Here is a 24,099-nt window from a genome sequence, read left to right on the forward strand (position 1 = left end):
GAACACAAGCAAGAATGGCTAAGGTATTCGCGATAGCGAACCAAAAGGGTGGTGTGGGCAAGACCACCACCTGCATCAACCTCGCAGCTTCCCTGGTCGCTACCAAGCGTCGGGTGCTGTTGATCGATCTTGATCCACAGGGCAACGCCACCATGGGTAGCGGTGTGGATAAACACGGCCTGGAAAACTCGGTCTACGATCTGTTGATCGGTGAATGTGATCTGGCCCAGGCCATGCACTATTCCGAACACGGTGGTTACCAGTTGTTGCCGGCCAACCGCGATCTGACCGCGGCCGAAGTCGTTCTGCTGGAAATGCAGATGAAGGAAAGCCGCCTGCGCAGCGCGTTGGCGCCGATCCGTGAAAACTACGATTACATTTTGATCGACTGCCCGCCATCGCTGTCGATGCTCACGCTCAATGCGCTGGTTGCCGCCGACGGGGTCATTATCCCCATGCAGTGCGAGTACTTCGCGCTCGAAGGGTTGAGCGACCTTGTGGATAACATCAAGCGCATTGCCGAACTGCTGAACCCGAACCTGAAAGTCGAAGGCCTGTTGCGGACCATGTACGACCCGCGCCTGAGCCTGATGAACGACGTCTCGGCGCAGCTCAAGGAACACTTTGGCGATCAGCTCTACGACACGGTGATTCCGCGCAACATCCGTCTGGCCGAAGCGCCAAGCTATGGCATGCCGGCGCTGGCGTACGACAAATCATCGCGCGGCGCGATTGCCTATCTGGCATTGGCCGGCGAGATGGTTCGCCGTCAACGCAAAAATTCACGCACCGCCGCTGCCCAGGCAACTTAAGGAATCCCCATGGCCGTCAAGAAACGAGGTCTCGGACGTGGACTGGATGCACTGCTGAGTGGTCCGACTGTCAGCTCGCTGGAAGAACAAGCGGTGCAAGCCGACCAGCGTGAGCTGCAGCACCTGCCCCTGGACCTGATCCAGCGTGGCAAGTACCAGCCACGTCGGGACATGGACCCTCAGGCGCTGGAAGAGCTGGCGCAGTCGATCAAGGCTCAGGGCGTGATGCAGCCGATCGTGGTTCGTCCGATTGGCAGCGGCCGCTTCGAAATCATCGCCGGCGAACGCCGCTGGCGCGCCAGTCAGCAGGCTGGCCAGGAAACCATCCCGGCGATGGTCCGCGATGTACCGGATGAAACCGCCATCGCCATGGCGCTGATCGAGAACATCCAGCGCGAAGACCTCAATCCGATCGAAGAAGCGGTGGCCTTGCAGCGTTTGCAGCAGGAATTCCAGCTGACTCAGCAACAAGTGGCCGAGGCTGTGGGTAAGTCCCGCGTCACCGTGGCCAACCTGTTGCGCCTGATTTCGTTGCCGGAAGTCATCAAGACCATGCTGTCTCACGGCGACCTGGAAATGGGTCATGCCCGTGCCTTGCTGGGTTTACCGGAAAACCAACAGGTTGAAGGGGCGCGACATGTTGTCGCACGGGGGCTGACTGTGCGCCAGACTGAAGCACTGGTTCGCCAGTGGTTGAGTGGCAAACCGGAGCCTGTGGAACCGGCAAAACCGGACCCGGATATCGCCCGGCTCGAGCAGCGCCTGGCCGAGCGCCTAGGCTCTGCGGTGCAGATTCGCCACGGAAAGAAGGGTAAGGGGCAGTTGGTGATCGGCTACAACTCTCTTGATGAACTTCAAGGTGTGCTCGCACACATCCGCTGAAACAATTCCTCTTGTAGCGTGAAGTCGGAAATCACTACCTGACAGTTGAATAGGGGCAGAACCGCCCCTATACTCTGCGCGCATTTTGTCGGCACAAATTATGCCAAGTTATTGAATTTCGGCAGCCGACCATTGGGGAGCAAAAGTGATGGAAAACCGCACGCCAGACCGCTTGCCTTTCCATCGATTGGCTGTTTTTCCGGTGTTAATGGCTCAACTTGTCGTTTTGCTGATTGCCGCTTTGGCGCTCTGGCGATGGTATGGAGTCGTTGCCGGGTACTCAGGACTTTGCGGAGGCCTGATAGCCTTGCTTCCCAATATTTATTTCGCTCACAGGGCATTTCGGTTTTCCGGCGCCCGAGCAGCTCAAGCCATCGTCCGGTCTTTTTATGCTGGCGAGGCGGGCAAACTGATTTTGACGGCAGTGCTGTTTGCATTGACGTTTGCAGGTGTGAAGCCATTGGCGCCGTTAGCAGTATTCGGCGTCTTCGTGCTGACCCAACTGGTCAGCTGGTTCGCTCCCCTGCTTATGAGAACAAGACTTTCGAGACCTTAGGGCGTTTGAGGCAACCATGGCAGAAACAACCGCTTCGGGCTATATCCAGCACCACTTGCAGAACCTGACCTTCGGTCAGCTACCCAACGGCGGCTGGGGCTTTGCCCACTCCGCAGCAGAGGCCAAGGAAATGGGCTTCTGGGCTTTCCACGTCGATACCCTCGGCTGGTCGGTCGCATTGGGTCTGATCTTCGTTCTTCTTTTCCGCATGGCGGCAAAGAAGGCGACTACCGGTGTACCTGGTGCTTTGCAGAACTTCGTTGAAGTATTGGTCGAATTCGTCGATGGCAGCGTGAAAGACAGCTTCCATGGCCGTAGCCCGGTGGTTGCACCACTGGCACTGACCATCTTCGTCTGGGTGTTCCTGATGAACGCCATCGACCTGGTACCGGTCGACTGGATTCCTCAGCTGGCCATCCTGATCTCCGGCGACCACCACATCCCGTTCCGCGCCGTGTCGACCACCGACCCGAACGCTACTTTGGCCATGGCCTTCACGGTGTTTGCGCTGATCATTTTCTACAGCATCAAGATCAAGGGCCTCGGCGGCTTCATCGGCGAGCTGACCCTGCACCCGTTCGGCAGCAAGAACATCTTTGTTCAGGCGCTGCTGATTCCGGTGAACTTCCTGCTGGAATTCGTGACCCTGATCGCCAAGCCGATCTCCCTGGCTCTGCGTCTGTTCGGCAACATGTATGCCGGTGAGCTGGTGTTCATTCTGATCGCTGTGATGTTCGGCAGCGGTCTGCTCTGGCTTAGCGGCCTGGGCGTAGTTCTGCAGTGGGCGTGGGCTGTGTTCCACATCCTGATCATCACCCTGCAGGCATTTATCTTCATGATGCTGACCATCGTTTACCTGTCGATGGCGCACGAAGAGAACCATTAAGACCAGTCTCGACTGGTCTGATGTCCCACCCGGTCAAACGGGTGGGTGCCCTAACAGGGCTATGAAACGATTTGTTTTACCGCTTTAAAATCTAAAAAACCTAAACCATACGACGTAAAAGTCGGGAGGAAAGATGGAAACTGTAGTTGGTCTAACCGCTATCGCTGTTGCACTGTTGATCGGCCTGGGCGCACTGGGTACCGCAATTGGTTTCGGCCTGCTGGGCGGCAAGTTCCTGGAAGGCGCAGCGCGTCAGCCAGAAATGGTTCCAATGCTGCAAGTTAAAATGTTCATCGTTGCCGGTCTGCTCGACGCCGTAACCATGATCGGTGTTGGTATCGCTCTGTTCTTCACCTTTGCGAACCCGTTCGTTGGTCAGATCGCTGGCTAATTACTCGGATCTTCCGGGTAATTTGGTGTGATGGACAACGTAACTGCGAGGTGTTGGCGTGAACATTAATGCGACCCTGATTGGCCAGTCCGTTGCGTTCCTGATTTTTGTACTGTTCTGCATGAAGTTCGTATGGCCTCCGGTCATTGCGGCTCTGCACGAACGTCAAAAGAAGATCGCTGATGGTCTGGACGCTGCCAGCCGAGCAGCTCGCGACCTGGAGTTGGCCCAAGAGAAAGCGGGTCAGCAACTGCGCGAAGCGAAAGCTCAGGCAGCTGAAATCATCGAGCAAGCCAAGAAACGCGGTAATCAGATTGTCGAAGAGGCTGTTGAAAAAGCCCGTATCGACGCTGACCGTGTGAAGGTTCAGGCTCAGGCCGAGATCGAACAGGAACTGAACAGTGTCAAAGACGCGCTGCGTGCCCAAGTGGGCTTGCTGGCAGTCGGCGGCGCCGAGAAGATCCTGGGTGCCACAATCGATCAAAACGCGCACGCAGAGCTGGTTAACCAACTGGCTGCTGAAATCTAAGCGAGGGCGATCATGGCAGAACTGACCACGTTGGCCCGACCTTACGCTAAGGCGGCCTTCGAGCACGCTCAGGCCCACCAGCAACTGGCCAATTGGTCAGCCATGCTCGGCCTGGCAGCACTGGTGTCGGAAGACGACACCATGCAGCGCGTGCTCAAGGCCCCGCGACTGACGAGCGCAGAAAAGGCCGCCACGTTTATTGACGTGTGCGGCGACAAGTTTGATGCCAAGGCACAGAACTTCATTCACGTCGTTGCCGAAAACGACCGTCTCCCGCTTCTGCCGGAGATCGCCGCTCTGTTTGACCTGTACAAGGCCGAACAAGAGAAATCGGTAGACGTGGAAGTAACCAGTGCTTTTGCATTGAACCAAGAACAGCAAGACAAACTCGCCAAGGTTCTCAGTGCACGACTCAACCGGGAAGTGCGCCTGCAAGTTGCGGAGGACGCTGCCCTTATTGGTGGTGTCGTCATCCGCGCCGGCGACCTGGTTATCGATGGCTCGATTCGCGGCAAAATCGCGAAACTTGCCGAAGCATTGAAATCTTGAGTTTGAAGGGGCAGCAGAGCAATGCAGCAACTCAATCCTTCCGAAATAAGTGAAATTATCAAGGGCCGCATCGACAAGCTCGATGTGACCTCCCAAGCCCGTAACGAAGGCACTGTCGTCAGCGTATCTGACGGCATCGTGCGGATTCACGGTCTGGCCGACGTAATGTACGGCGAGATGATCGAGTTTCCGGGCGGCGTCTTCGGTATGGCCCTCAACCTGGAGCAAGACTCCGTAGGTGCCGTTGTATTGGGCGCATACCAGTCTTTGGCTGAAGGCATGAGCGCCAAGTGCACTGGCCGCATCCTCGAAGTTCCGGTTGGTAAGGAACTGCTGGGTCGCGTAGTCGACGCACTGGGTAACCCTGTTGACGGCAAAGGTCCACTGGGCAACACCGAGACCGACGCGGTCGAGAAAGTTGCTCCAGGCGTGATCTGGCGTAAGTCGGTAGACCAGCCTGTACAGACTGGCTACAAGGCTGTCGATGCCATGATCCCTGTCGGCCGTGGCCAGCGTGAGCTGATCATCGGTGACCGTCAGATCGGTAAAACCGCTCTGGCGATCGACGCGATCATCAACCAGAAAGACAGCGGCATTTTCTGCGTCTACGTAGCAATCGGTCAGAAGCAATCGACCATCGCCAACGTTGTTCGCAAGCTGGAAGAAAACGGCGCCCTGGCCAACACGATCATCGTGGCTGCCAGTGCTTCGGAATCTCCTGCGCTGCAATTCCTGGCACCGTACTCCGGTTGCACCATGGGTGAATTCTTCCGCGACCGCGGTGAAGACGCGCTGATCGTTTATGACGATCTGTCCAAGCAAGCAGTGGCTTACCGCCAGATTTCCCTGCTGCTGCGCCGTCCACCAGGCCGTGAAGCTTACCCAGGCGACGTGTTCTATCTCCACTCCCGTCTGCTGGAGCGCGCATCCCGCGTTTCGGAAGAGTACGTAGAGAAGTTCACCAACGGCGCAGTGACCGGCAAAACCGGTTCCCTGACCGCACTGCCGATCATCGAAACCCAGGCTGGCGACGTTTCCGCGTTCGTTCCGACCAACGTGATTTCCATCACCGACGGTCAGATCTTCCTGGAATCGGCCATGTTCAACTCGGGCATCCGTCCTGCAGTGAACGCCGGTGTTTCGGTATCCCGTGTGGGTGGTGCCGCTCAGACCAAGATCATCAAGAAGCTGTCCGGTGGTATCCGTACCGCTCTGGCTCAGTACCGTGAACTGGCGGCATTCGCCCAGTTCGCTTCTGACCTGGACGAAGCGACCCGTAAGCAACTTGAGCATGGTCAGCGCGTTACCGAGCTGATGAAGCAGAAGCAATACGCACCAATGTCGATCGCTGACATGGCGCTGTCGCTGTATGCCGCTGAGCGTGGGTTCCTGACTGACGTTGAAATCGCCAAGATCGGCAGCTTCGAACAAGCGCTGATTGCTTTCTTCAACCGCGATCACGCCGACTTGATGGCGAAGATCAACGTGAAAGGTGACTTCAATGACGAAATCGACGCTGGCATGAAAGCCGGTATCGAGAAGTTCAAGGCCACCCAAACCTGGTAAGCCGCAGCGGGAGCCGCAAGGCTCCCGCTTGCTAACCTGATAGGTGTTACATGGCAGGCGCAAAAGAGATTCGCAGTAAGATTGCGAGCATCAAAAGCACGCAAAAGATTACCAGCGCCATGGAAAAAGTGGCGGTCAGCAAAATGCGCAAGGCACAAATGCGCATGGCTGCTAGCCGTCCTTATGCGGAGCGCATCCGCCAGGTTATTGGCCATCTGGCCAACGCTAACCCGGAATATCGCCACCCGTTCATGATCGACCGTGAAGTAAAGCGCGTTGGTTATGTCGTAGTGAGCAGTGACCGTGGTCTGTGTGGTGGCTTGAACACCAACCTGTTCAAGGCCCTGGTCAAGGACATGGCGGTAAACCGCGAAAACGGCGTCGAGATTGATCTGTGTGTCGTTGGTAGCAAGGGTGCGGCCTTTTTCCGCAACTTCGGCGGTAACGTCGTTGCAGCTATCAGCCACCTGGGTGAAGAGCCGTCGATCAATGATCTGATTGGCAGCGTCAAGGTGATGCTGGATGCCTATCTGGACGGCCGTATTGACCGCCTGTCCGTGGTGTCCAACAAGTTCATCAACACCATGACGCAACAGCCTACCGTGGAGCAGTTGATTCCACTGGTGGCAACCCCGGATCAAGAACTCAAGCACCACTGGGACTATCTCTACGAACCGGACGCCAAAGAGCTGCTTGACGGCTTGATGGTCCGTTACGTGGAGTCGCAGGTCTACCAGGCGGTGGTCGAGAACAACGCGGCTGAACAAGCTGCGCGGATGATCGCGATGAAGAACGCTACCGACAACGCCGGTGATTTGATCAGCGATTTGCAGCTGGTCTACAACAAGGCGCGTCAGGCTGCGATCACCCAAGAGATCTCGGAAATCGTCGGCGGCGCTGCCGCGGTTTAACGGTTCAAATATTCAGAGGATCCAGCTATGAGTAGCGGACGTATCGTTCAAATCATCGGCGCCGTTATCGACGTGGAATTTCCACGCGACAGCGTACCGAGCATCTACAACGCGCTGAAAGTAGTGAGCGCGGCTGAAACCACTCTGGAAGTTCAGCAACAGCTGGGCGACGGCGTGGTTCGCACCATTGCGATGGGTTCCACAGAGGGCCTGAAACGCGGTCTGGAAGTTACCGATTCTGGCGCAGCCATCTCCGTACCGGTCGGTAAAGCAACCCTGGGCCGGATCATGGACGTCCTCGGTAACCCGATCGACGAAGCTGGTCCGATCGACACCGAAGAGCGTTGGGGCATTCACCGCCCAGCACCTTCGTTCGCTGAACAGGCAGGCGGCAACGACCTGCTGGAAACCGGCATCAAGGTTATCGACCTGGTTTGCCCGTTTGCCAAAGGCGGTAAAGTCGGTCTGTTCGGTGGTGCCGGTGTAGGCAAGACCGTAAACATGATGGAACTGATCCGTAACATCGCCATCGAGCACAGCGGTTATTCCGTGTTCGCCGGTGTGGGTGAGCGTACTCGTGAGGGTAACGACTTCTACCACGAGATGAAGGATTCCAACGTTCTGGACAAAGTGGCACTGGTTTACGGTCAGATGAACGAGCCGCCGGGTAACCGTCTGCGCGTAGCACTGACCGGCCTGACCATGGCCGAGAAGTTCCGTGACGAAGGTAACGACGTTCTGCTGTTCGTCGACAACATCTATCGTTACACCTTGGCCGGTACTGAAGTATCCGCACTGCTGGGCCGTATGCCTTCGGCAGTAGGTTACCAGCCGACCCTGGCTGAAGAGATGGGCGTTCTGCAAGAACGTATCACTTCGACCAAGGAAGGTTCGATCACTTCGATCCAAGCGGTATACGTACCTGCGGATGACTTGACTGACCCGTCGCCAGCGACCACCTTCGCCCACTTGGACGCTACCGTCGTTCTGTCCCGTGACATCGCTTCCCTGGGTATCTACCCAGCGGTTGATCCACTCGACTCGACTTCGCGCCAGCTGGACCCGAACGTAATCGGCCAGGACCACTACGACACCGCTCGCGGCGTCCAGTACGTGCTGCAGCGTTACAAAGAACTGAAGGACATCATTGCGATCCTGGGTATGGACGAGCTGTCGGAAGCCGACAAGCAGTTGGTAAACCGTGCTCGTAAGATCCAGCGTTTCTTGTCGCAGCCGTTCTTCGTGGCTGAAGTCTTCACCGGTGCATCGGGTAAATACGTTTCCCTGAAAGACACCATTGCTGGCTTCAAAGGCATCCTCAACGGTGACTACGACCACCTGCCAGAACAAGCGTTCTACATGGTTGGCGGCATCGAAGAAGCGATCGAGAAAGCCAAGAAACTGTAATCCCGGCGCCCGGCAACGGGCGCTAATTTAGGTTGAGGCAATCAGATGGCTATGACAGTCCATTGCGATATCGTCAGCGCGGAAGGAGAAATCTTTTCCGGTCTGGTCGAGATGGTGATTGCGCACGGTGCACTGGGTGATCTTGGTATCGCCCTGGGTCACGCGCCGCTGATCACTAATCTGAAGCCAGGTCCGATCCGCCTGGTCAAGCAGGGCGGGGAAGAGGAGGTGTATTACATCTCCGGTGGTTTCCTCGAGGTTCAGCCGAACATGGTCAAGGTTCTTGCCGACACCGTGCAACGCGCTGCCGACCTGGACGAAGCCGCAGCTCTGGAAGCCGTTAAGGCTGCCGAGAAAGCCTTGCATGAGCGAGGCGCGGAATTCGATTACGGTTCTGCTGCCGCACGTCTGGCCGAGGCTGCAGCTCAGCTGCGCACCGTCCAGCAGATCCGCAAGAAGTTCGGCCACTAATCGGCCATCGACTTGTTGCGCGATTGATTAAAAAGGGTAGCCTCGGCTACCCTTTTTTCTTTTTCGATATTCATCATCTGGTCGCAGTTGCTGACCACCCAGGATTGGTAGCCAGTCATGTCCCTTGAAATCGTTATCCTCGCTGCCGGCCAAGGCACTCGCATGCGTTCGGCCTTGCCGAAAGTCCTGCATCCGATTGCCGGTAATTCAATGCTTGGCCATGTTATCCACAGCGCTCGGCAACTTGATCCACAGCGCATCCACGTGGTGATCGGCCATGGTGCCGAAGCGGTGCGCGAGCGTCTGGCCGCCGATGACCTGAATTTCGTCCTGCAGGACCAACAGCTGGGTACCGGTCATGCGGTGGCCCAGGCTGTGCCGTTCATCGAGTCCGACACCGTGCTGATTCTCTACGGTGACGTGCCGTTGATCGAAGTCGAAACCCTGCAACGTCTGCTCAAGCAGGCTGCACCGCAGCAATTGGGTCTGCTGACTGTCGAGCTGGATGACCCGACTGGCTACGGCCGCATTGTCCGTGATGCCGCCGGCAAAGTGACTGCCATCGTCGAGCAGAAAGATGCCAACGCGGCTGAGCGTGCGATCACCGAAGGCAATACCGGCATTTTGGCGGTGCCTTCCCAGCGTTTGGGCGATTGGCTGAGCCGCCTATCCAACAATAACGCCCAGGGCGAGTACTACCTGACTGACGTGATCGCCATGGCGGTCAGTGATGGTCTGGTGGTGGCCACCGAACAACCCCATGACGCCATGGAAGTGCAGGGCGCCAACGATCGCAAACAACTGGCCGAGCTGGAGCGTCATTATCAACTGCGCGCCGCTCGTCGTTTGATGGCTCAAGGCGTAACCCTGCGCGACCCGACACGTTTCGATGTGCGCGGTGAGGTTACCGTTGGTCGCGATATCCTGATCGACATCAACGTGATTCTCGAGGGCAAAGTGGTCATCGAGGACGACGTGGTGATCGGCCCGAACTGCGTGATCAAGGACAGTACCCTGCGCAAAGGCGTGGTGATCAAGGCCAACAGTCATATCGAAGGCGCGATTCTCGGCGAAGGCAGCGATGCCGGCCCGTTTGCTCGTTTGCGTCCCGGCACAGTGCTGGAAGCCCGCGCGCATGTGGGTAACTTTGTTGAACTGAAGAACGCTCACATGGGCGAAGGTGCCAAGGCCGGTCACTTGACGTATCTGGGCGATGCCGAGATCGGTGCGCGCACCAACATTGGCGCCGGCACCATCACCTGCAACTACGACGGTGCCAACAAGTGGAAAACCGTGCTGGGTGAAGATGTATTCATCGGTTCCAATAACTCGTTGGTGGCGCCTGTGGATATCTCCTCCGGTGCGACCACGGCGGCCGGTTCGACTATTACCCAGAATGTGGATAACGCTCAGTTGGCCGTAGGCCGGGCTCGACAGAAGAACATCGACGGCTGGAAGCGGCCTGAGAAGATCAAGAAGAGTTAAGTTATCCACAGATCAAAAGATCGCAGCCTTCGGCAGCGCCTACAGGGAATTTGTGTTCACTCTGTAGGCGCTGCCGGAGGCTGCGATCTTTTTTTGAGTTATCCACACATCTTTTTTCTGATGCTGGCTTGACGAAGTTTCGCTGATAGGTTTTGATTGCTTACGTTATCTTTCGAATCGAAACTTACCAAATCATGTCAAAGCGCAACACGCCCCAACGCCGCCACAATATCCTCGCCTTGCTCAATGAGCAGGGCGAAGTCAGTGTGGACGAGCTGGCCAAACGCTTCGAAACCTCGGAAGTTACGATTCGCAAGGACCTGGCGGCGCTTGAAAGCAACGGTCTGCTGCTGCGTCGTTATGGCGGCGCGGTCACCATGCCGCAGGAGCTGGTCGCCGACATCGGCCAACCGGTTTCCAAATACAAGCAGGCCATTGCCCGCGCCGCCGTCACGCGGATTCGCGAGCATGCGCGCATCATCATCGACAGCGGCAGTACCACCGCCGCGATGATCCCGGAACTCGGCCAGCAACCGGGCCTGGTGGTGATGACCAACTCCCTGCATGTCGCCAACGCGTTGACTGAACTCGAGCACGAACCGGTGCTGTTGATGACCGGTGGTACCTGGGATCCGCATTCCGAATCCTTCCAGGGTCAGGTGGCAGAGCAGGTACTACGCTCATATGACTTCGATCAGTTATTTATTGGCGCCGATGGCATCGATCTGGTGCGCGGGACCACCACCTTCAATGAGTTGCTGGGACTGAGCCGTGTCATGGCCGAGGTCGCCCGCGAAGTGATCGTGATGGTCGAGGCCGACAAGATCGGCCGCAAGATCCCCAATCTGGAGCTGCCTTGGAGCAGCGTCCATACCCTTATTACCGATGATCGCCTGCCGCTTGAGGCCCGCGATCAGATTCAGGCCCGCGGCATCAATGTGATTTGTGCCGCTGTCAGTCAGGAGAAATAGCATGTGTGGAATTGTCGGTGCAGTCGCAGAACGGAACATTACCGCCATCCTGCTCGAAGGCCTCAAGCGTCTGGAATACCGTGGTTATGACAGCGCCGGCGTGGCGGTGTACACCAACGATGAAAAACTCTTGCGCCTGCGTCGGCCGGGCAAGGTCAGCGAACTGGAACAGGCGCTGATCGAAGAGCCTCTGGTCGGTCGTCTGGGCATTGCCCACACCCGCTGGGCGACTCACGGTGCGCCGTGCGAACGCAACGCTCACCCGCATTTTTCGGGCGATCTTGCGGTGGTGCATAACGGCATCATCGAGAACCACGAAGCCCTGCGCGAGCAACTCAAGGCCCTGGGCCACGTGTTCACCTCGGACACGGACACTGAAGTCATCGCCCATCTGCTCAACGAAAAACTCAAAGAGCAGCCTGACCTGACCGCGGCCCTGAAAGCGACCGTCAAAGAACTGCACGGCGCATACGGTCTGGCAGTGATCAGCGCTCGGCAACCGGATCGCCTGGTAGCAGCCCGCAGCGGCAGCCCATTGGTAATCGGTCTGGGCCTGGGTGAAAACTTTCTTGCCTCCGACCAGTTGGCCCTGCGCCAGGTCACTGACCGCTTCATGTACCTGGAAGAAGGCGATATCGCCGAAATTCGCCGCGACAGCGTGCAGATCTGGGACATCAACGGCACGCTCGTCGAGCGTGAAAGCGTTCAGTACCGTGACGGTGCCGAAGCCGCTGACAAAGGCGAGTTCCGGCATTACATGCTCAAGGAAATTCACGAGCAACCGGCCGTGGTGCAACGCACGCTTGAAGGTCGCCTGAGTCAGAATCAGGTGCTGGTGCAGGCGTTTGGTCCACAAGCGGCCGAGCTGTTTGCCAAGGTGCGTAATGTACAGATCGTTGCCTGCGGCACCAGTTATCACGCCGGTATGGTTGCCCGTTACTGGCTCGAAGAACTGGCCGGCATTCCGTGCCAGGTCGAAGTCGCCAGCGAATTCCGCTACCGCAAAGTAGTGGTGCAGCCCGATACCCTGTTCGTGAGCATCTCCCAGTCAGGCGAAACCGCCGACACCTTGGCCGCGCTGCGCAACGCCAAGGAACTGGGCTTCCTTTCCAGCCTGGCAATCTGCAACGTCGGCATCAGCTCCCTGGTGCGTGAATCGGACCTGACGCTGCTGACCCAGGCCGGTCGCGAAATTGGCGTGGCCTCGACCAAAGCCTTCACCACTCAATTGGTGGGCCTGCTGTTGCTGACCCTGGCCCTGGGTCAGGTTCGCGGCACGTTGGCCGCAGGCGTCGAAGCCACTCTGGTGGAAGAACTGCGTCGCCTGCCGACCCGTCTGGGCGAAGCCCTGGCCATGGACAGCACTGTGGAAAAAATCGCCGAGCTGTTCGCCGAGAAGAACCACACGCTGTTCCTCGGTCGCGGTGCGCAATTCCCGGTGGCGATGGAAGGGGCGCTCAAGCTCAAGGAAATCTCCTACATCCACGCCGAAGCCTACCCGGCGGGCGAGCTGAAACATGGCCCGCTGGCGCTTGTGGATAACGACATGCCAGTGGTCACCGTGGCACCGAACAACGAGTTGCTGGAGAAGTTGAAGTCCAACCTCCAGGAAGTCCGCGCCCGCGGCGGTGAACTGATCGTCTTCGCCGACGAGCAGGCTGGCATGACCAACGGTGAAGGCACTCATGTTGTGCACATGCCGCACATCCACGACATCCTGTCGCCGATCCTCTACACGATTCCGTTGCAGCTTCTTTCGTACTACGTGGCAGTGTTGAAAGGCACTGACGTTGACCAGCCACGAAATCTGGCGAAGTCGGTGACGGTGGAATAAGTTATCCACAGGTGATCGAAAACAATAAAAATCGCAGCCTACGGTTGCGATTTTTTTTACCTGAACGAAGGACATATCCGATGGACCGATTCCAGGAAATGCAGGTCTTCGCCGCTGTCGCCCAGGATCAAGGTTTCTCGGCGGCGGCGCGGCGTTTGGGGATGTCGGCGGCCAGCGTTACCCGGGCAGTGGCGGCGCTTGAGCAGCGCATTGGCACCCAGTTGCTGACGCGCACCACCCGTAGCGTGCATTTGAGCGAGGCAGGTCAGCGTTATCTGGAGGACTGTCGGAGAATTCTCGCCGAGGTGCAGGAAGCCGAGGATTCGGCCGCCGGGAGCCATGCCCAGCCCCGTGGGCAACTGACGATCACGGCACCGGTATTGTTCGGCGATTTGTTCGTCACGCCGCTCATGGTCGGTTACTTGACTCAATTTCCTGAAGTCAGCATCAACGCTGTACTGGTCGACCGGGTGGTGAGCATGGTCGAGGAGGGCATCGATGTGGCTGTGCGCATCGGTGAGTTGCCTGACAGCAATCAGCATGCCATTCGAGTGGGCGAAGTACGGCGGGTGATATGCGCTTCCCCCGGTTTCCTGACTGACCATGGTCGGCCTCGGCATCCGGCAGACTTGAGCCGCGCCCCGATCATCGCCACCTCGTCCATCGGGCAGCCCAGAAGCTGGCCGTTCCTTGAGGCGGGAGAGCCGGTCAGTGTTCGTCCGGAGCCACGTCTGGTGGTCTCTGCCAATCAAGCGGCGATCACTGCCGCCGCCATGGGCCTGGGGTTGACCCGAGTCCTGTCGTATCAAGTGGCGAGCAAGATCGCCACCGGTGAGCTGGAAATCGTCCTGGCTGACTTCGAACTGCCGCCATTGCCCATTCATGTGGTCTACCAGGGTGGGCGCAAGGCCCCGACGCGGGTTCGCAGTTTTGTGGACTTTGCGGTGAAGGGGCTGCGCGAACACCCGGCCCTGCACGGCTGAAGGTTTATTGCACTGGATGAAATAATGGATTGCGTTTGCTGGTTATTCTGTTGCTTTGGTTGTGGATGGAAGATAGCGCTCCATCGGCGCTGATCTTTCCTGAGCGGCGCCACCACCCAGCGGAGTCGACCATGCAAGCCATCAAACTCTACAACTTCCCCCGTTCCGGCCATGCTCACCGTGTAGAGCTGATGCTGTCGTTGTTGCAACTGCCGACCGAGCTGATCTTCGTCGATCTGGCCAAGGGCGCACACAAACAAGCGGATTTTCTTGCGCTCAACCCGTTTGGCCAGGTCCCGGTAATTGAGGATCAAGGCATGGTGCTGGCCGACTCCAACGCGATCCTGGTCTACCTTGCGCAAAAATATGGCAACGGTCGCTGGCTGCCAACCGATCCGGTCGGTGCAGCCAAGGTTCAGCGTTGGTTGTCGGTCGCCGCCGGGCCGATTGCCTTTGGCCCCGGCAGGGCAAGGCTGATCACTGTATTTGGTGCGCCTTACAACGCTGAAGAGGTGATCGCCTATTCTCACACCTGGCTCAAAGTGATCGATCAGGAACTGGGCGCAACGGCCTATCTGGCCGGTAGCGAGCCGACCATCGCCGACATCGCCGCCTACAGCTACATCGCCCATGCTCCGGAAGGCAATGTGTCGCTGGACGACTACGCCAACATCCGCGCCTGGCTGGCGCGCGTTGAAGCCTTGCCAGGGTTTGTCGGCATGCCGCGCACCATCGCCGGTTTGCAAAAAACTGCCTGATGTTCACGGCCCTATTCAGTCGGGCCGTTCTTATTGCGCGATGAGCGCAGGGGAGAAGCCGTTATGGAACGTTCACCTTGGCACGCAGGCGAGAAAAAATTGCAGGCCCATGTGGGTGTCGTCGATCGAATGGAGGCATTGGGTCGTAGGGTGATTCGCGGCGAGATGCCGGACCAGCACCGCACGTTCTATCAGCAACTGCCGTTCATGCTGTACGGCGCGGTGGATGCCGACGGCAACCCTTGGGCCAGTATTCTTGAAGGGGCGCCGGGCTTTGCGAAGTCCCCCGAGCCCGGGCTGTTGCAGATCGGCAGCCTGCCCGGTCGCGACGACCCTGCACAACTGCAAGACGGGGCGGCGATCGGTCTGCTCGGTATCGAGCTGCACACCCGACGTCGCAACCGTCTCAATGGTCGAGTCGGCGCTGTAACGGCGAGCGGCTTCGAGGTGACGGTGGAGCAATCCTTCGGCAATTGCCCGCAATACATTCAATTGCGCCAGTTTCGCTCGGTGCCATTGGCGGATCCGGAGACCCGTATCGCGCAGCATCTCAATGGGCTGGATGACGCGGCCAAAGCCATGATTGCCAGCGCCGATACCTTCTTTGTCGCCAGCTATGTGGACGTCGATGGCCAACGCTCGGTGGACGTTTCTCATCGGGGCGGCCAGGCCGGTTTCGTCCAGATAGAAGGCAATCGCCTGACCATCCCGGACTTCGCCGGCAACCTGTTCTTCAATACCTTGGGCAACCTGCTGATCAACCCTCGGGCCGGTTTGCTGTTCATCGATTTCGATTCGGGCGATTTGCTGCACCTCAGTGGTCGCACGCAAGTCATCCTTGAAGGCCCGCAGATCGAAGCCTTTCAAGGGGCTGAGCGGCTGTGGACATTCGAGGTGGAGCACGCGGTGCGTCGGCCCGCGGCACTGGCCTTGCGCTGGCGCTTTGACGGCGTGTCGCCCACCAGTCTGCTGACCGGCACCTGGGCGCAGGCGAATGCACGCCTGCAAGCCCAGGCGCTGGGGAATCGCTGGCGGCCGCTGCGGGTGACGCGCATCGAGCGGGAGAGCCACAACATCCGTTCGATCTATCTGGAACCTGCCGATGGCGCCGGATTGCCGGTGTTTCAAGCCGGGCAACATTTGCCCTTGCGGTTCAACATCGCAGGCGATGTGCACATCCGCACGTACAGCTTGTCGAGCGCGCCATCCGATGACTTTTTCCGCATCAGCGTGAAGCGTGAAGGCCTGGTGTCCTCGCACCTGCATGAGCAGATTCGTGTCGGCGATGTGCTTGAAGCCCGCGCGCCTCAAGGGCATTTCACCGTGGCGCCGAATGAGCGTCGGCCGCTGGTGCTATTGGCTGCCGGCGTGGGGATCACGCCGCTGCTGTCGATGCTGCGGGAGGTGGTTTATCAAGGCCTGCGCACGCGGCGCATCCGTCCTGTGTGGTTCTTCCAGAGCTCGCGGACCTTGGCCGATCAACCGTTTCGCCCTGAGCTGGATCGCCTGCTCGACGGCCTCGGTGATGAGGTGCGGGTGCTGCGTTTACTCAGTCAGCCGGAGTCCGATGCCCGTGAGGGTGAAGATTACGACCTGACAGGGCGCATCGACGCCGACTTGCTCAAGACCACTCTTGAGGTGGAGGACTACGACCAGGTGGATTTTGTCCTGTGCGGTCCGGGAAGTTTTACCCAGGGGCTGTACGGCAGCCTGCGGGATCTGGATGTCCCTGATTCAAGGATTCATGCCGAAACCTTTGGCCCGTCGACGCTGCGTCGCAAGCCGGACCCGGACGCGGTGGTCATCGAGCAATTGCCGGCCGCTACCGTTTCGGTGCCCGTCGTGTTCCAGCGCTCTGCCAAAGAAGCGCGTTGGCAGCCGGACGGCGGCAGTTTGCTGGAGTTGGCGGAGAGCCGTGGCTTACGCCCGGAATTCAGTTGCCGCGGCGGTTCTTGCGGGACCTGCAAAACCCGGTTGATCAGCGGAGAGGTGAATTATCCACAGCCTCCGGCGGAGGTTCCCGATGCGGGAGAGGTGCTGATTTGTTGTGCGGTGCCGGCGCAGGGTTCGCAGCCGTTGGTGTTGGATCTGTAACTGAACCAGACAACACAGAAAATCCCTCTGTGGGAGCGGGCTTGCTCGCGAAAGCGGTGTATCAGACAACTCCCATGTTGAATGTTAAACAGCCTTCGCGAGCAAGCCCGCTCCCACATTAGGTCTCGGCTGACCTGAAAATATTTGCCAACATCCTACAGATTTGGCCGTTCTGAAGGACGAATCCGACAAGTTCTAGCGGTTGTCGTGTCAGAAGTCCGGGGGATAGGCTTTGGGGGTCGCTGCAAATTCAGTGATCGGGTTTGGTCGCCCAGGTTTAGAATGGCGCACTTTTGTGCTTGCTTCATGGCGAGCTGTGCGTGGGAGGGCTTAGGCCCTGCCGGGTTCCATTCCCTGGTCGACCAACCCGCGTATGGTTCGCCACCCTTCTGCTTGGTCGCAGTGTTGGCGAACTCCAGTTCTCGAATGGAGTGTCACCATGTTCAAAGCAACCCCAAATCCGCCCGAAGCGGACGACGTTTCCCCCTACGAATCCCTCGATTCAAAAAAGCTCAACGAAGCCGCCGAGCGCGCGCTCGATCACTACCTCAACCCCTCAGCCCTCAAAGCACCGGTCGCCCGCAAGCCGAGCACGATGTTTATGGTTGCGCCGGATATCAAAGACGAAGACCTGTTGGCCCACACTTGTGAATCGTTGGCCCAGGCCAGTGTCATGGCGAGTGATTTTGCGGGGTATCTGGAAGGGCCGCACCGGCATATGGCGATGGCGATTCAACAGATCGTCATGCTGGCGGAACTGGCGGTGAACCGGATGCTGGATAACGTCGCCATACCAAAACCAGCGCCACACAGCTGATTTGATGTGGGAGCGGTAGTGGCGAAAAGTCAGGTGATCATTGCCCGCAAGCCGATAGCTGAGTAGGGTAACGAGCAGAGCGACAAAGGGCCTTGGGAGGCCCTTTTTGCATTTCAGGGATTGGTGTTCATGGTCTTTTTCACACGCTTGATCGTTTTGCTGGCAGCGTTGTTGCTCAACGGTTGCGAGCAACCGGACGCGCCGCCGCTCGATCAGCAACTCTATGTCTGGCAACGGCAATGGACGCCGGCGCATGACGCCGCGCTGCGCGACAGCCACACCGATTTCTCGACTTTGCGCGTGCTGGCCTTGCAGGCATTTCCACAGTCTGGCTGGAGCCGGGCGCGGATCGATCCGGCGCTGCTCAAGCGTGATGGCCGACCGCTGATTGCGGTGGTTCGTCTGGATGGCCAGCTCAATGGGCTGGACCGGGACGAAGTCACGGCGCAGATCCAGCAGGTGCTCAGCGATTGGCAAGGGCAGGGGCTGATCCTTTCCGGCGTGGAAATCGACCACGATGCGGGCAACGCCCGGTTACCGGCCTACCGCGAATTCCTCACCCATTTGCGTGGCGTTCTGCCGGCGTCCTTGCCACTGAGCATCACGGCGTTGCCGGCCTGGCTCGACAGTTCTGAATTGCCGGCGTTGCTGGCAACAGTCGACAGCAGCGTGTTGCAGGTGCACGCGGTGAGCGATCCACGGCGTGGGCTATTCGACCCGGCTCAGGCATGGCAGTGGGTCAGGGCCTGGAGTCGCAACACATCGAAACCGTTTTATCTGGCGCTGCCGGCTTATGGCGTGGCGCTGTTGCCAGGAGCCGGTGGCGCGCCGGTCGTGGAAAGCGAAGTGCCCATCGAGCAAGGCGGCGAACGTCGGGAGTTGCTGGCAGACCCGCAGCAACTGAGCAAGCTCGGCGCCGAGTTGCGCGCCGATCCACCGGCCCATCTGGCCGGGCTGATCTGGTTTCGCCTGCCCCTGGCCAATGATCGCAGGGCCTGGAGCCTGACCACGCTAATCGCTGTGGCGCGTGGCGATACGCTCGACAGTCGTATGGGCCTGAAGCTCTCGGCGCAGGACGGCCTCTATGACATCAGCCTCAGCAACCAAGGCAACCTCGACAGTGCCTGGCCCGAACGCCTGACGCTGGCGGTGCAGGGCTGCGAGGGCGCCGATGCGCTGGCCGGTTATGCGTTGCAACAGCGCCCGGATCTGCTTACCTTCACCCGCCTGCGTGACGGTCGAATCCCGGCCGGCGGGCAGCGCGCCATCGGTTGGGCTCGCTGCGCACACATTGATCAAGGAGGTTCGAATGTTTACCCGTAACTGGCCCCGCCATGTGCTTTGCCTGAGCCTCAGCCTGCCATTGGGTTCGGCGCTGGCCTGCGGGCCGGACTTCCCCATGCGCCTGCTGGACAACCGTGGCCAGTCGCTGGCGGAACTGCCGGAAGGCAACTTCAACCTTGAGATCAGCCGCCTCGGGCATGCCATCGCGGGACTGAAAAATGTCACCGCCGCCACCAACATTCCGGGGGACGGTTACGGCGATGCGCCTGATTACACCCATCAGCGCGATACCGCTGAACAGGCCGGTCTGACGCCTGAGCAGCAAGCGCTGGTGAAACAACTGCGCAGCCTGACCGATGCCCGTCAGGTTGAAGAGCAAGGCGCGAATCTGCCGGCCGAGCACAGGCTCTATCTGGCTGGCGCCGTGGCGTTCAACGCCGGTGACCATGGCCTGGCCGCCGACTACTTCCAGAAAGTGCTGGCGCTGCCGGCGGAACAACGCCCGTTGCGTAGCACCTGGGCGGCGTACTCGTTGGGCCGGTCGCTGTTTGCCATGAGTTCAGAAACAGGCGCGACCCCTGACCTGATGGCTCAGTCCCGCAAGGCCTTCGAGCAGACCCGTCAACTGAGCATCGACGGCTTCAGCGACCCATTGGAACTGGGGGTCGCCAGCCTCGGCGAAGAAGCGCGAGTGGCCCGCACTGCGGGTGACTGGGACAACGCCATCCAACTCTACGCCACGCAGAACCTTCACGGCTCGGCGGTGGGCTACACCTCGCTGAAGCTGTTGATGGCCGATCTGGCCGCTATGCCTGACGAGCAACTGGCCGGGTTGCTCAAGGGCAAAGCGGTGCAGCAACTGGTGACGGCGTCGTTGATCAGTCGGCTGGGCTGGTCATTCGGTGATCAACCGCCGAACGAACAGAAACTGATCAAACTGCTGCAAAGCAGCACCCGTGGCAGTCTGGATAATGCCGATCGCCTGGCGGCGATGAATTATCAACAGGGCGATTACGCCAGCGCCAAAGCCTTCCTCGAACAGGCTGGTGACGGTGGCCTTGCGTGGTGGTTGCGGGCGAAGCTGGCGGTGCGTGATGGCGACAAAAACGCCGCCGCAGCGGCCTATGCCAAAGCCGCCCAGGCCTTCCCGCAGAACGAATCCTGGGGCGAGCGGCGCACGCCCGACTGGGATTACGAAACACTCCAGCCCAAGTGCCGGGTCGAGGGTGAAAGCGCGATTCTGGCCCTGCAACGCGGGGATTACCTGCAGGCCTTCGATCAGCTCTATCGCAGCCAGGGCATCTACTGGTTCGACGCGGCCACCGTGGCCGAGCGGGTGCTGACCCTCGATGAACTCAAGCAGTACGTCGACACCCAGGTGCCGGCACCGCCACCGCTCAGCCAGCAGGATCGCGACAATTATGTGCCGTTGCCGGTGGCCGCGAGCCTGCGCAATCTGCTCGGGCGGCGTTTATTGCGTGAAGAGCGATACGATGAGGCTCCGGCTTACTTCGACAACCCGGATTTGCAGGCCAAGGCCAAATGGTATGGGCAATTGCGCAAGGAGGCCGAATCCAAATGGTGGCCGACCTCCAAGGCATTCGCTTACTACTACGCCGCGACGCTGGCTCGCTACGATGGAATGGAGCTGTTGGGCTACGAGATGTCCCCGGATTACGTGACCTTCGGTGGCAATTACAGCCTGGAAGCTCCGGAGCTCAAGGTCGGACCGCTGATGACCGAGGGCGAAGTGCAGCGTCAGCAAGCTACGGTGGCGCAACCTGATGAGCGTTTCCATTACCGTTATGTCGCCACGGCTCTGGCGAGTAGGGCTGCCGATCATTTGCCCCACAGCAGTCAGGCGTTTGCTTCGGTGCTATGCAAGGCCTCGGGGTGGGGCACCAGCCTGCAAGAGCAAAGCGCGTTCTATCGTCGTTATGTCGAGGAGGGGCCCTATGTGGTCTGGGCCGGTGATTTCGGTCATCAATGCCAGGAGCCGGACTTCCAGAACGCCGACAAGCGCTATGTGACCCAGGTCACCGACGCTATGCGGTCCACGCTGCGGCCCTACAAAAAACCATTGCTGATCAGCGCTGTGTTGGCCGTTACGGCAGCGGCGCTGTTGTTGATCAGTCGCCGCCGTCGGAAAGCGCGATAACGCTCAAGCTTGTTGAACAAAGGTCAGCCGCACAGCAAAACCAATCAACAGGCTGCCAAACAACCACTGCTGTACCCGCTGGGCCGATGGACTGCGTTGCAGCCAACGGCCCAACGCAGCGCCGACCAGCGCGTAGGCACTGTCGAACAGCAAGCCGACGCCGACCAGCATCATGCCCAGGGTCGCAAATTGCGCGAGCACCGGTCCGGCTTGAGGGTTGATGAACTGCGGCAGCAGCACCGAGCAAAACAGCAGCGCCTTGGGGTTGAGCAGGTTAGTCAGCAAACCGCGCTGGATCGCCTCCGGCCACCGTGGTTTATCGGTCGTTGCGTCTGCACCGTTCAAGCTCGGCAGCATCGTGGTGCGCAGGCACTGAATGCCGATCCAGAGCAGGTACGCGGCGCCGGCCAGGCGCACCACGTCGAAGGTCCAGGGCGCAGTCCTGAACAGCGTCGCCAAACCCAATGCCGCCAATGCCACATGACAACCGCGCGCCACGCCCAGCCCCAATGCCGTGGCCAGCGCCGCGCCTTTGCCCTGACGAGCGCCGGTCTGCAACAGCAGAATCATGTCCGGGCCCGGCAACAGGTACACCACTGTCAATGCCATGAAAAACAGCCAGAGTTCTGTCATGTTGCCCCCATTCGTTGTCGATCTGGTGGGTTCAGTCTACGGCCGAGGGGCAGGGCAGGTGGTTGCGTAGTCAGCTTCTAAAGCTTCGATATTTGGCATAACCTGCCAGTTTGTGATGATCGAACCATCAGGATCTGCCAAAACATGAAACTGGACGCCTACGACCGCAAAATTCTCACGGCGCTGCAACGGGACGGACGCCTGAGTAACGTACAACTGGCCGATGAGATCGGCTTGTCGGCCTCGCCCTGTTTGCGCCGGGTCCGGATGCTGGAAGAGGCCGGTGTGATTCGTGGCTATCAGGCCAACCTCGATCGAGATGAAGTGGGCCTTGGGCTGACGGTGTTTGTCGGGGTCAAGGTCGAACGGCATAACGATGAACAAGCCGAAGCGTTCCGCCTGGCCGTGACGGCATTGCCTGAGGTGATTTCGGCGTTTCTGGTGTCCGGGGAGTCGGATTTTCTGCTGCAAGTGGTGGTACCGGACTTGCGCGCCTATGACCGTTTCCTCACCGGGCGATTGCTGAAATTGCCTGGCGTGAGCGATATCCGCAGCAATTTTGCAATTCACACGGTGAAGACGCCGGGAGCGTTGCCGTTGGGGCATTTGCCTGACTGAAAAAGCGAAAGATCGCAGTCTTTGGCCGCGATCTTTTGATCGTTCTAAATCTGCGTCGCCATCCCTTCCACATTCATCGCCGCCTGGCGCAAGGCCTCGGAGCGGGTCGGGTGCGGATGGCAGGTCAGGGCGATGTCTTCGGCCGAGGCGCTGAACTCCATGGCCACGCAATATTCGCCAATCATTTCGCTGACGCTTGGGCCCACAAGGTGTACACCGAGAACTTCGTCGGTGCGCTCATCGGCCAGTACCTTGGCGAAGCCTTCGGTTTCGTGGTTGATCTTCGCCCGGCTGTTGGCGGTGAAGGGGAATTTGCCGACCTTGTAGGCGCGACCTTCGGCCTTCAACTGTTCTTCGGTCTTGCCGACGCTGGCCAGCTCCGGTTTGGTGTAAATCACGCTGGGGATCAGGTCGTAATTGACCTCGCCAGCCTTGCCGACGATTTGCTCGATGCAGGCCATGGCTTCGTCTTCGGCCTTGTGGGCGAGCATCGGCCCTGAGGTGACGTCACCGATCACCCAGACCCCCGCGGCTTCAGTGCGGTGGCCCTTGTTGGCGAGCATGCCGCGTTTGTCGGTGGCGAGGCCGACGTTCTCCAGCCCCAGGCCCTGGGTGTAAGGACGGCGACCGATAGCCACCAGCACGTAGTCGGCTTCCAGCAGCTCGGCGGTGCCACCTGCGGCCGGTTCGACACTGAGTTGAACTCCGCTCGCCGAGGAGGTGGCGCTGGTGACTTTCGAACTCAACTTGAAGCGGATGCCTTGCTTGCTCAATGAGCGCTGAAGGGTTTTACCGGCTTCAGCATCCACTCCCGGGCAGATTCGGTCGAGAAATTCGACGACCGTCACCTGAGCACCCAGGCGCCGCCATACCGAACCCAGTTCCAGGCCGATCACTCCAGCGCCTATCACCACCAGGTGCTTCGGTACTTCAGCCAGCGACAGCGCGCCCGTGGAGTCGAGGATGCGTTGGTTGTCGATGTCCACGCCCGGCAGGGGAGTGGGTTCGGAACCGGTGGCGATGATGATGTCTTTGGCGCTCAGCCGGGTCTTGCCACCCTGGTTGTCGGTCACTGTGACGCTGCCCGGCCCGTCGATGTGGCCCCACCCCTTGATCCAGTCGACCTTGTTTTTGCGAAACAGAAACTCGATGCCCTTGGTCAACCCTGTGACGCTTTCATCCTTCTGTTTCATCATCTGAGCCAGGTTGAGCACAGGTTTAACCTCGATCCCGAGGTTGGCGAATTCCGCCCCCATGGCCGCGTCGTAGAGCTCGGAGGCATGCAGCAATGCCTTGGACGGCATGCAACCGACGTTCAGGCAGGTCCCGCCGAGGGTGGCGCGGCCTTCCACGCATGCCGCTTTCAAGCCCAACTGCCCGGCGCGGATCGCTGCGTTGTAACCGCCGGGGCCGGCGCCCAGAATCACGACGTCATAGGTGCTCATGGTGCAACTCCTGGATTGAGAGGGACGGGATCGATAAAAAGTAGTCTTCAATAAAAAAT

The 24,099-nt window shown here is 59.2% G+C and carries 23 protein-coding genes; 21 read left to right on the forward strand and 2 right to left on the reverse strand.

The annotated features are described in order from the left end of the window. Positions 1-14: 14 nt before the first annotated feature. From AC1RL4_RS03840 to AC1RL4_RS03935, 20 genes are all read left to right on the forward strand, one after another. Positions 15-812, forward strand: coding sequence for a ParA family protein (locus AC1RL4_RS03840; protein WP_007934331.1), 798 nt, complete (start codon positions 15-17; stop codon positions 810-812). A 9-nt stretch (positions 813-821) separates the two neighbouring features. Next, positions 822-1,694, forward strand: a complete 873-nt coding sequence (locus AC1RL4_RS03845; RefSeq protein WP_007934333.1) for a ParB/RepB/Spo0J family partition protein — start codon at positions 822-824, stop codon at positions 1,692-1,694. A 148-nt stretch (positions 1,695-1,842) separates the two neighbouring features. After that, positions 1,843-2,250 (forward strand): F0F1 ATP synthase subunit I, encoded by a 408-nt coding sequence (locus AC1RL4_RS03850; protein ID WP_007934335.1) that lies wholly within the window; start codon positions 1,843-1,845, stop codon positions 2,248-2,250. Positions 2,251-2,266: 16 nt separating this feature from the next. Then, positions 2,267-3,136, forward strand: a complete 870-nt coding sequence (gene atpB, locus AC1RL4_RS03855; protein WP_007934337.1) for a F0F1 ATP synthase subunit A — start codon at positions 2,267-2,269, stop codon at positions 3,134-3,136. Positions 3,137-3,269: 133 nt separating this feature from the next. Continuing rightward, entirely contained in the window at positions 3,270-3,527 is a 258-nt protein-coding gene (atpE, locus tag AC1RL4_RS03860) for a F0F1 ATP synthase subunit C (RefSeq protein ID WP_003097235.1), read from the forward strand. A gap of 58 nt (positions 3,528-3,585) precedes the next feature. Next, positions 3,586-4,056 carry a F0F1 ATP synthase subunit B gene (locus tag AC1RL4_RS03865; RefSeq protein ID WP_008064601.1) on the forward strand — a complete coding sequence of 157 codons (471 nt, stop codon included), beginning with the start codon at positions 3,586-3,588 and terminating at the stop codon, positions 4,054-4,056. 12 nt (positions 4,057-4,068) lie between these two features. Beyond that, positions 4,069-4,605: a F0F1 ATP synthase subunit delta gene (locus AC1RL4_RS03870; RefSeq protein WP_019580345.1), complete on the forward strand. Its 537-nt coding sequence runs from the start codon at positions 4,069-4,071 to the stop codon at positions 4,603-4,605. Between the two features lie 21 nt (positions 4,606-4,626). Continuing rightward, on the forward strand, positions 4,627-6,171 hold the full coding sequence (gene atpA / locus AC1RL4_RS03875) for a F0F1 ATP synthase subunit alpha (RefSeq protein ID WP_007934342.1): 1,545 nt from the start codon (positions 4,627-4,629) through the stop codon (positions 6,169-6,171). A gap of 50 nt (positions 6,172-6,221) precedes the next feature. Then, entirely contained in the window at positions 6,222-7,082 is an 861-nt protein-coding gene (gene atpG, locus AC1RL4_RS03880; RefSeq protein WP_007934344.1) for a F0F1 ATP synthase subunit gamma, read from the forward strand. 27 nt (positions 7,083-7,109) lie between these two features. Beyond that, positions 7,110-8,489, forward strand: a complete 1,380-nt coding sequence (atpD, locus tag AC1RL4_RS03885; RefSeq protein ID WP_007911961.1) for a F0F1 ATP synthase subunit beta — start codon at positions 7,110-7,112, stop codon at positions 8,487-8,489. Positions 8,490-8,534: 45 nt separating this feature from the next. Beyond that, on the forward strand, positions 8,535-8,960 hold the full coding sequence (locus tag AC1RL4_RS03890) for a F0F1 ATP synthase subunit epsilon (protein WP_007985046.1): 426 nt from the start codon (positions 8,535-8,537) through the stop codon (positions 8,958-8,960). A gap of 117 nt (positions 8,961-9,077) precedes the next feature. Continuing rightward, positions 9,078-10,445 (forward strand): bifunctional UDP-N-acetylglucosamine diphosphorylase/glucosamine-1-phosphate N-acetyltransferase GlmU, encoded by a 1,368-nt coding sequence (gene glmU / locus AC1RL4_RS03895; RefSeq protein ID WP_028940080.1) that lies wholly within the window; start codon positions 9,078-9,080, stop codon positions 10,443-10,445. 191 nt (positions 10,446-10,636) lie between these two features. Then, positions 10,637-11,416: a DeoR/GlpR family DNA-binding transcription regulator gene (locus AC1RL4_RS03900; protein ID WP_172901217.1), complete on the forward strand. Its 780-nt coding sequence runs from the start codon at positions 10,637-10,639 to the stop codon at positions 11,414-11,416. A 1-nt stretch (position 11,417) separates the two neighbouring features. Beyond that, positions 11,418-13,250, forward strand: a complete 1,833-nt coding sequence (gene glmS, locus AC1RL4_RS03905) for a glutamine--fructose-6-phosphate transaminase (isomerizing) (protein WP_019580348.1) — start codon at positions 11,418-11,420, stop codon at positions 13,248-13,250. An 80-nt stretch (positions 13,251-13,330) separates the two neighbouring features. Then, the gene (locus AC1RL4_RS03910; protein ID WP_028940081.1) at positions 13,331-14,233 is read left to right on the forward strand and encodes a LysR family transcriptional regulator; all 903 of its coding nucleotides are present in this window, start codon (positions 13,331-13,333) and stop codon (positions 14,231-14,233) included. A gap of 131 nt (positions 14,234-14,364) precedes the next feature. After that, the gene (locus tag AC1RL4_RS03915; RefSeq protein ID WP_018927332.1) at positions 14,365-14,991 is read left to right on the forward strand and encodes a glutathione S-transferase family protein; all 627 of its coding nucleotides are present in this window, start codon (positions 14,365-14,367) and stop codon (positions 14,989-14,991) included. 63 nt (positions 14,992-15,054) lie between these two features. After that, the gene (locus AC1RL4_RS03920) at positions 15,055-17,085 is read left to right on the forward strand and encodes a 2Fe-2S iron-sulfur cluster-binding protein (protein ID WP_230174634.1); all 2,031 of its coding nucleotides are present in this window, start codon (positions 15,055-15,057) and stop codon (positions 17,083-17,085) included. Positions 17,086-17,524: 439 nt separating this feature from the next. Then, positions 17,525-17,902, forward strand: coding sequence for a DUF6124 family protein (locus tag AC1RL4_RS03925; protein ID WP_230174632.1), 378 nt, complete (start codon positions 17,525-17,527; stop codon positions 17,900-17,902). Positions 17,903-18,031: 129 nt separating this feature from the next. Further along, positions 18,032-19,225 carry a DUF3142 domain-containing protein gene (locus AC1RL4_RS03930; protein WP_230174630.1) on the forward strand — a complete coding sequence of 398 codons (1,194 nt, stop codon included), beginning with the start codon at positions 18,032-18,034 and terminating at the stop codon, positions 19,223-19,225. After that, a complete protein-coding gene (locus tag AC1RL4_RS03935; RefSeq protein ID WP_019580352.1) occupies positions 19,212-21,344 on the forward strand; it encodes a hypothetical protein in 2,133 nt (710 codons plus the stop codon). Before AC1RL4_RS03930 ends, AC1RL4_RS03935 begins: the two co-directional genes overlap by 14 nt. Positions 21,345-21,347: 3 nt before the next feature. Here the strand turns inward: AC1RL4_RS03935 and AC1RL4_RS03940 are convergent, their stop codons facing one another. Next, positions 21,348-21,977 (reverse strand): LysE family translocator, encoded by a 630-nt coding sequence (locus AC1RL4_RS03940; protein ID WP_019580353.1) that lies wholly within the window; start codon positions 21,975-21,977, stop codon positions 21,348-21,350. Between the two features lie 144 nt (positions 21,978-22,121). On the opposite strand from AC1RL4_RS03940, the gene AC1RL4_RS03945 reads away from it, so the two are divergent. Then, positions 22,122-22,595, forward strand: a complete 474-nt coding sequence (locus AC1RL4_RS03945) for an Lrp/AsnC family transcriptional regulator (RefSeq protein ID WP_019580354.1) — start codon at positions 22,122-22,124, stop codon at positions 22,593-22,595. 44 nt (positions 22,596-22,639) lie between these two features. On the opposite strand, the gene lpdA is transcribed toward AC1RL4_RS03945, so the two are convergent. Next, positions 22,640-24,040, reverse strand: coding sequence for a dihydrolipoyl dehydrogenase (lpdA, locus tag AC1RL4_RS03950; RefSeq protein WP_018927339.1), 1,401 nt, complete (start codon positions 24,038-24,040; stop codon positions 22,640-22,642). Positions 24,041-24,099: the final 59 nt, after the last annotated feature.

The sequence above is a fragment of the Pseudomonas sp. GW822-FHT07A10 genome (assembly GCF_058798795.1).

What these genes read in the sequence shown, in the direction of transcription:
- AC1RL4_RS03840 (WP_007934331.1), top strand. Translation starts at nt 15, where the DNA reads ATGGCTAAGGTATTCGCGATAGCGAACCAAAAGGGTGGTGTGGGCAAG.
- AC1RL4_RS03845 (WP_007934333.1), top strand. Translation starts at nt 822, where the DNA reads ATGGCCGTCAAGAAACGAGGTCTCGGACGTGGACTGGATGCACTGCTG.
- AC1RL4_RS03850 (WP_007934335.1), top strand. Translation starts at nt 1,843, where the DNA reads ATGGAAAACCGCACGCCAGACCGCTTGCCTTTCCATCGATTGGCTGTT.
- atpB (WP_007934337.1), top strand. Translation starts at nt 2,267, where the DNA reads ATGGCAGAAACAACCGCTTCGGGCTATATCCAGCACCACTTGCAGAAC.
- atpE (WP_003097235.1), top strand. Translation starts at nt 3,270, where the DNA reads ATGGAAACTGTAGTTGGTCTAACCGCTATCGCTGTTGCACTGTTGATC.
- AC1RL4_RS03870 (WP_019580345.1), top strand. Translation starts at nt 4,069, where the DNA reads ATGGCAGAACTGACCACGTTGGCCCGACCTTACGCTAAGGCGGCCTTC.
- atpA (WP_007934342.1), top strand. Translation starts at nt 4,627, where the DNA reads ATGCAGCAACTCAATCCTTCCGAAATAAGTGAAATTATCAAGGGCCGC.
- atpG (WP_007934344.1), top strand. Translation starts at nt 6,222, where the DNA reads ATGGCAGGCGCAAAAGAGATTCGCAGTAAGATTGCGAGCATCAAAAGC.
- atpD (WP_007911961.1), top strand. Translation starts at nt 7,110, where the DNA reads ATGAGTAGCGGACGTATCGTTCAAATCATCGGCGCCGTTATCGACGTG.
- AC1RL4_RS03890 (WP_007985046.1), top strand. Translation starts at nt 8,535, where the DNA reads ATGGCTATGACAGTCCATTGCGATATCGTCAGCGCGGAAGGAGAAATC.
- glmU (WP_028940080.1), top strand. Translation starts at nt 9,078, where the DNA reads ATGTCCCTTGAAATCGTTATCCTCGCTGCCGGCCAAGGCACTCGCATG.
- glmS (WP_019580348.1), top strand. Translation starts at nt 11,418, where the DNA reads ATGTGTGGAATTGTCGGTGCAGTCGCAGAACGGAACATTACCGCCATC.
- AC1RL4_RS03910 (WP_028940081.1), top strand. Translation starts at nt 13,331, where the DNA reads ATGGACCGATTCCAGGAAATGCAGGTCTTCGCCGCTGTCGCCCAGGAT.
- AC1RL4_RS03915 (WP_018927332.1), top strand. Translation starts at nt 14,365, where the DNA reads ATGCAAGCCATCAAACTCTACAACTTCCCCCGTTCCGGCCATGCTCAC.
- AC1RL4_RS03920 (WP_230174634.1), top strand. Translation starts at nt 15,055, where the DNA reads ATGGAACGTTCACCTTGGCACGCAGGCGAGAAAAAATTGCAGGCCCAT.
- AC1RL4_RS03925 (WP_230174632.1), top strand. Translation starts at nt 17,525, where the DNA reads ATGTTCAAAGCAACCCCAAATCCGCCCGAAGCGGACGACGTTTCCCCC.
- AC1RL4_RS03930 (WP_230174630.1), top strand. Translation starts at nt 18,032, where the DNA reads ATGGTCTTTTTCACACGCTTGATCGTTTTGCTGGCAGCGTTGTTGCTC.
- AC1RL4_RS03935 (WP_019580352.1), top strand. Translation starts at nt 19,212, where the DNA reads ATGTTTACCCGTAACTGGCCCCGCCATGTGCTTTGCCTGAGCCTCAGC.
- AC1RL4_RS03940 (WP_019580353.1), bottom strand. Translation starts at nt 21,977, where the DNA reads ATGACAGAACTCTGGCTGTTTTTCATGGCATTGACAGTGGTGTACCTG.
- AC1RL4_RS03945 (WP_019580354.1), top strand. Translation starts at nt 22,122, where the DNA reads ATGAAACTGGACGCCTACGACCGCAAAATTCTCACGGCGCTGCAACGG.
- lpdA (WP_018927339.1), bottom strand. Translation starts at nt 24,040, where the DNA reads ATGAGCACCTATGACGTCGTGATTCTGGGCGCCGGCCCCGGCGGTTAC.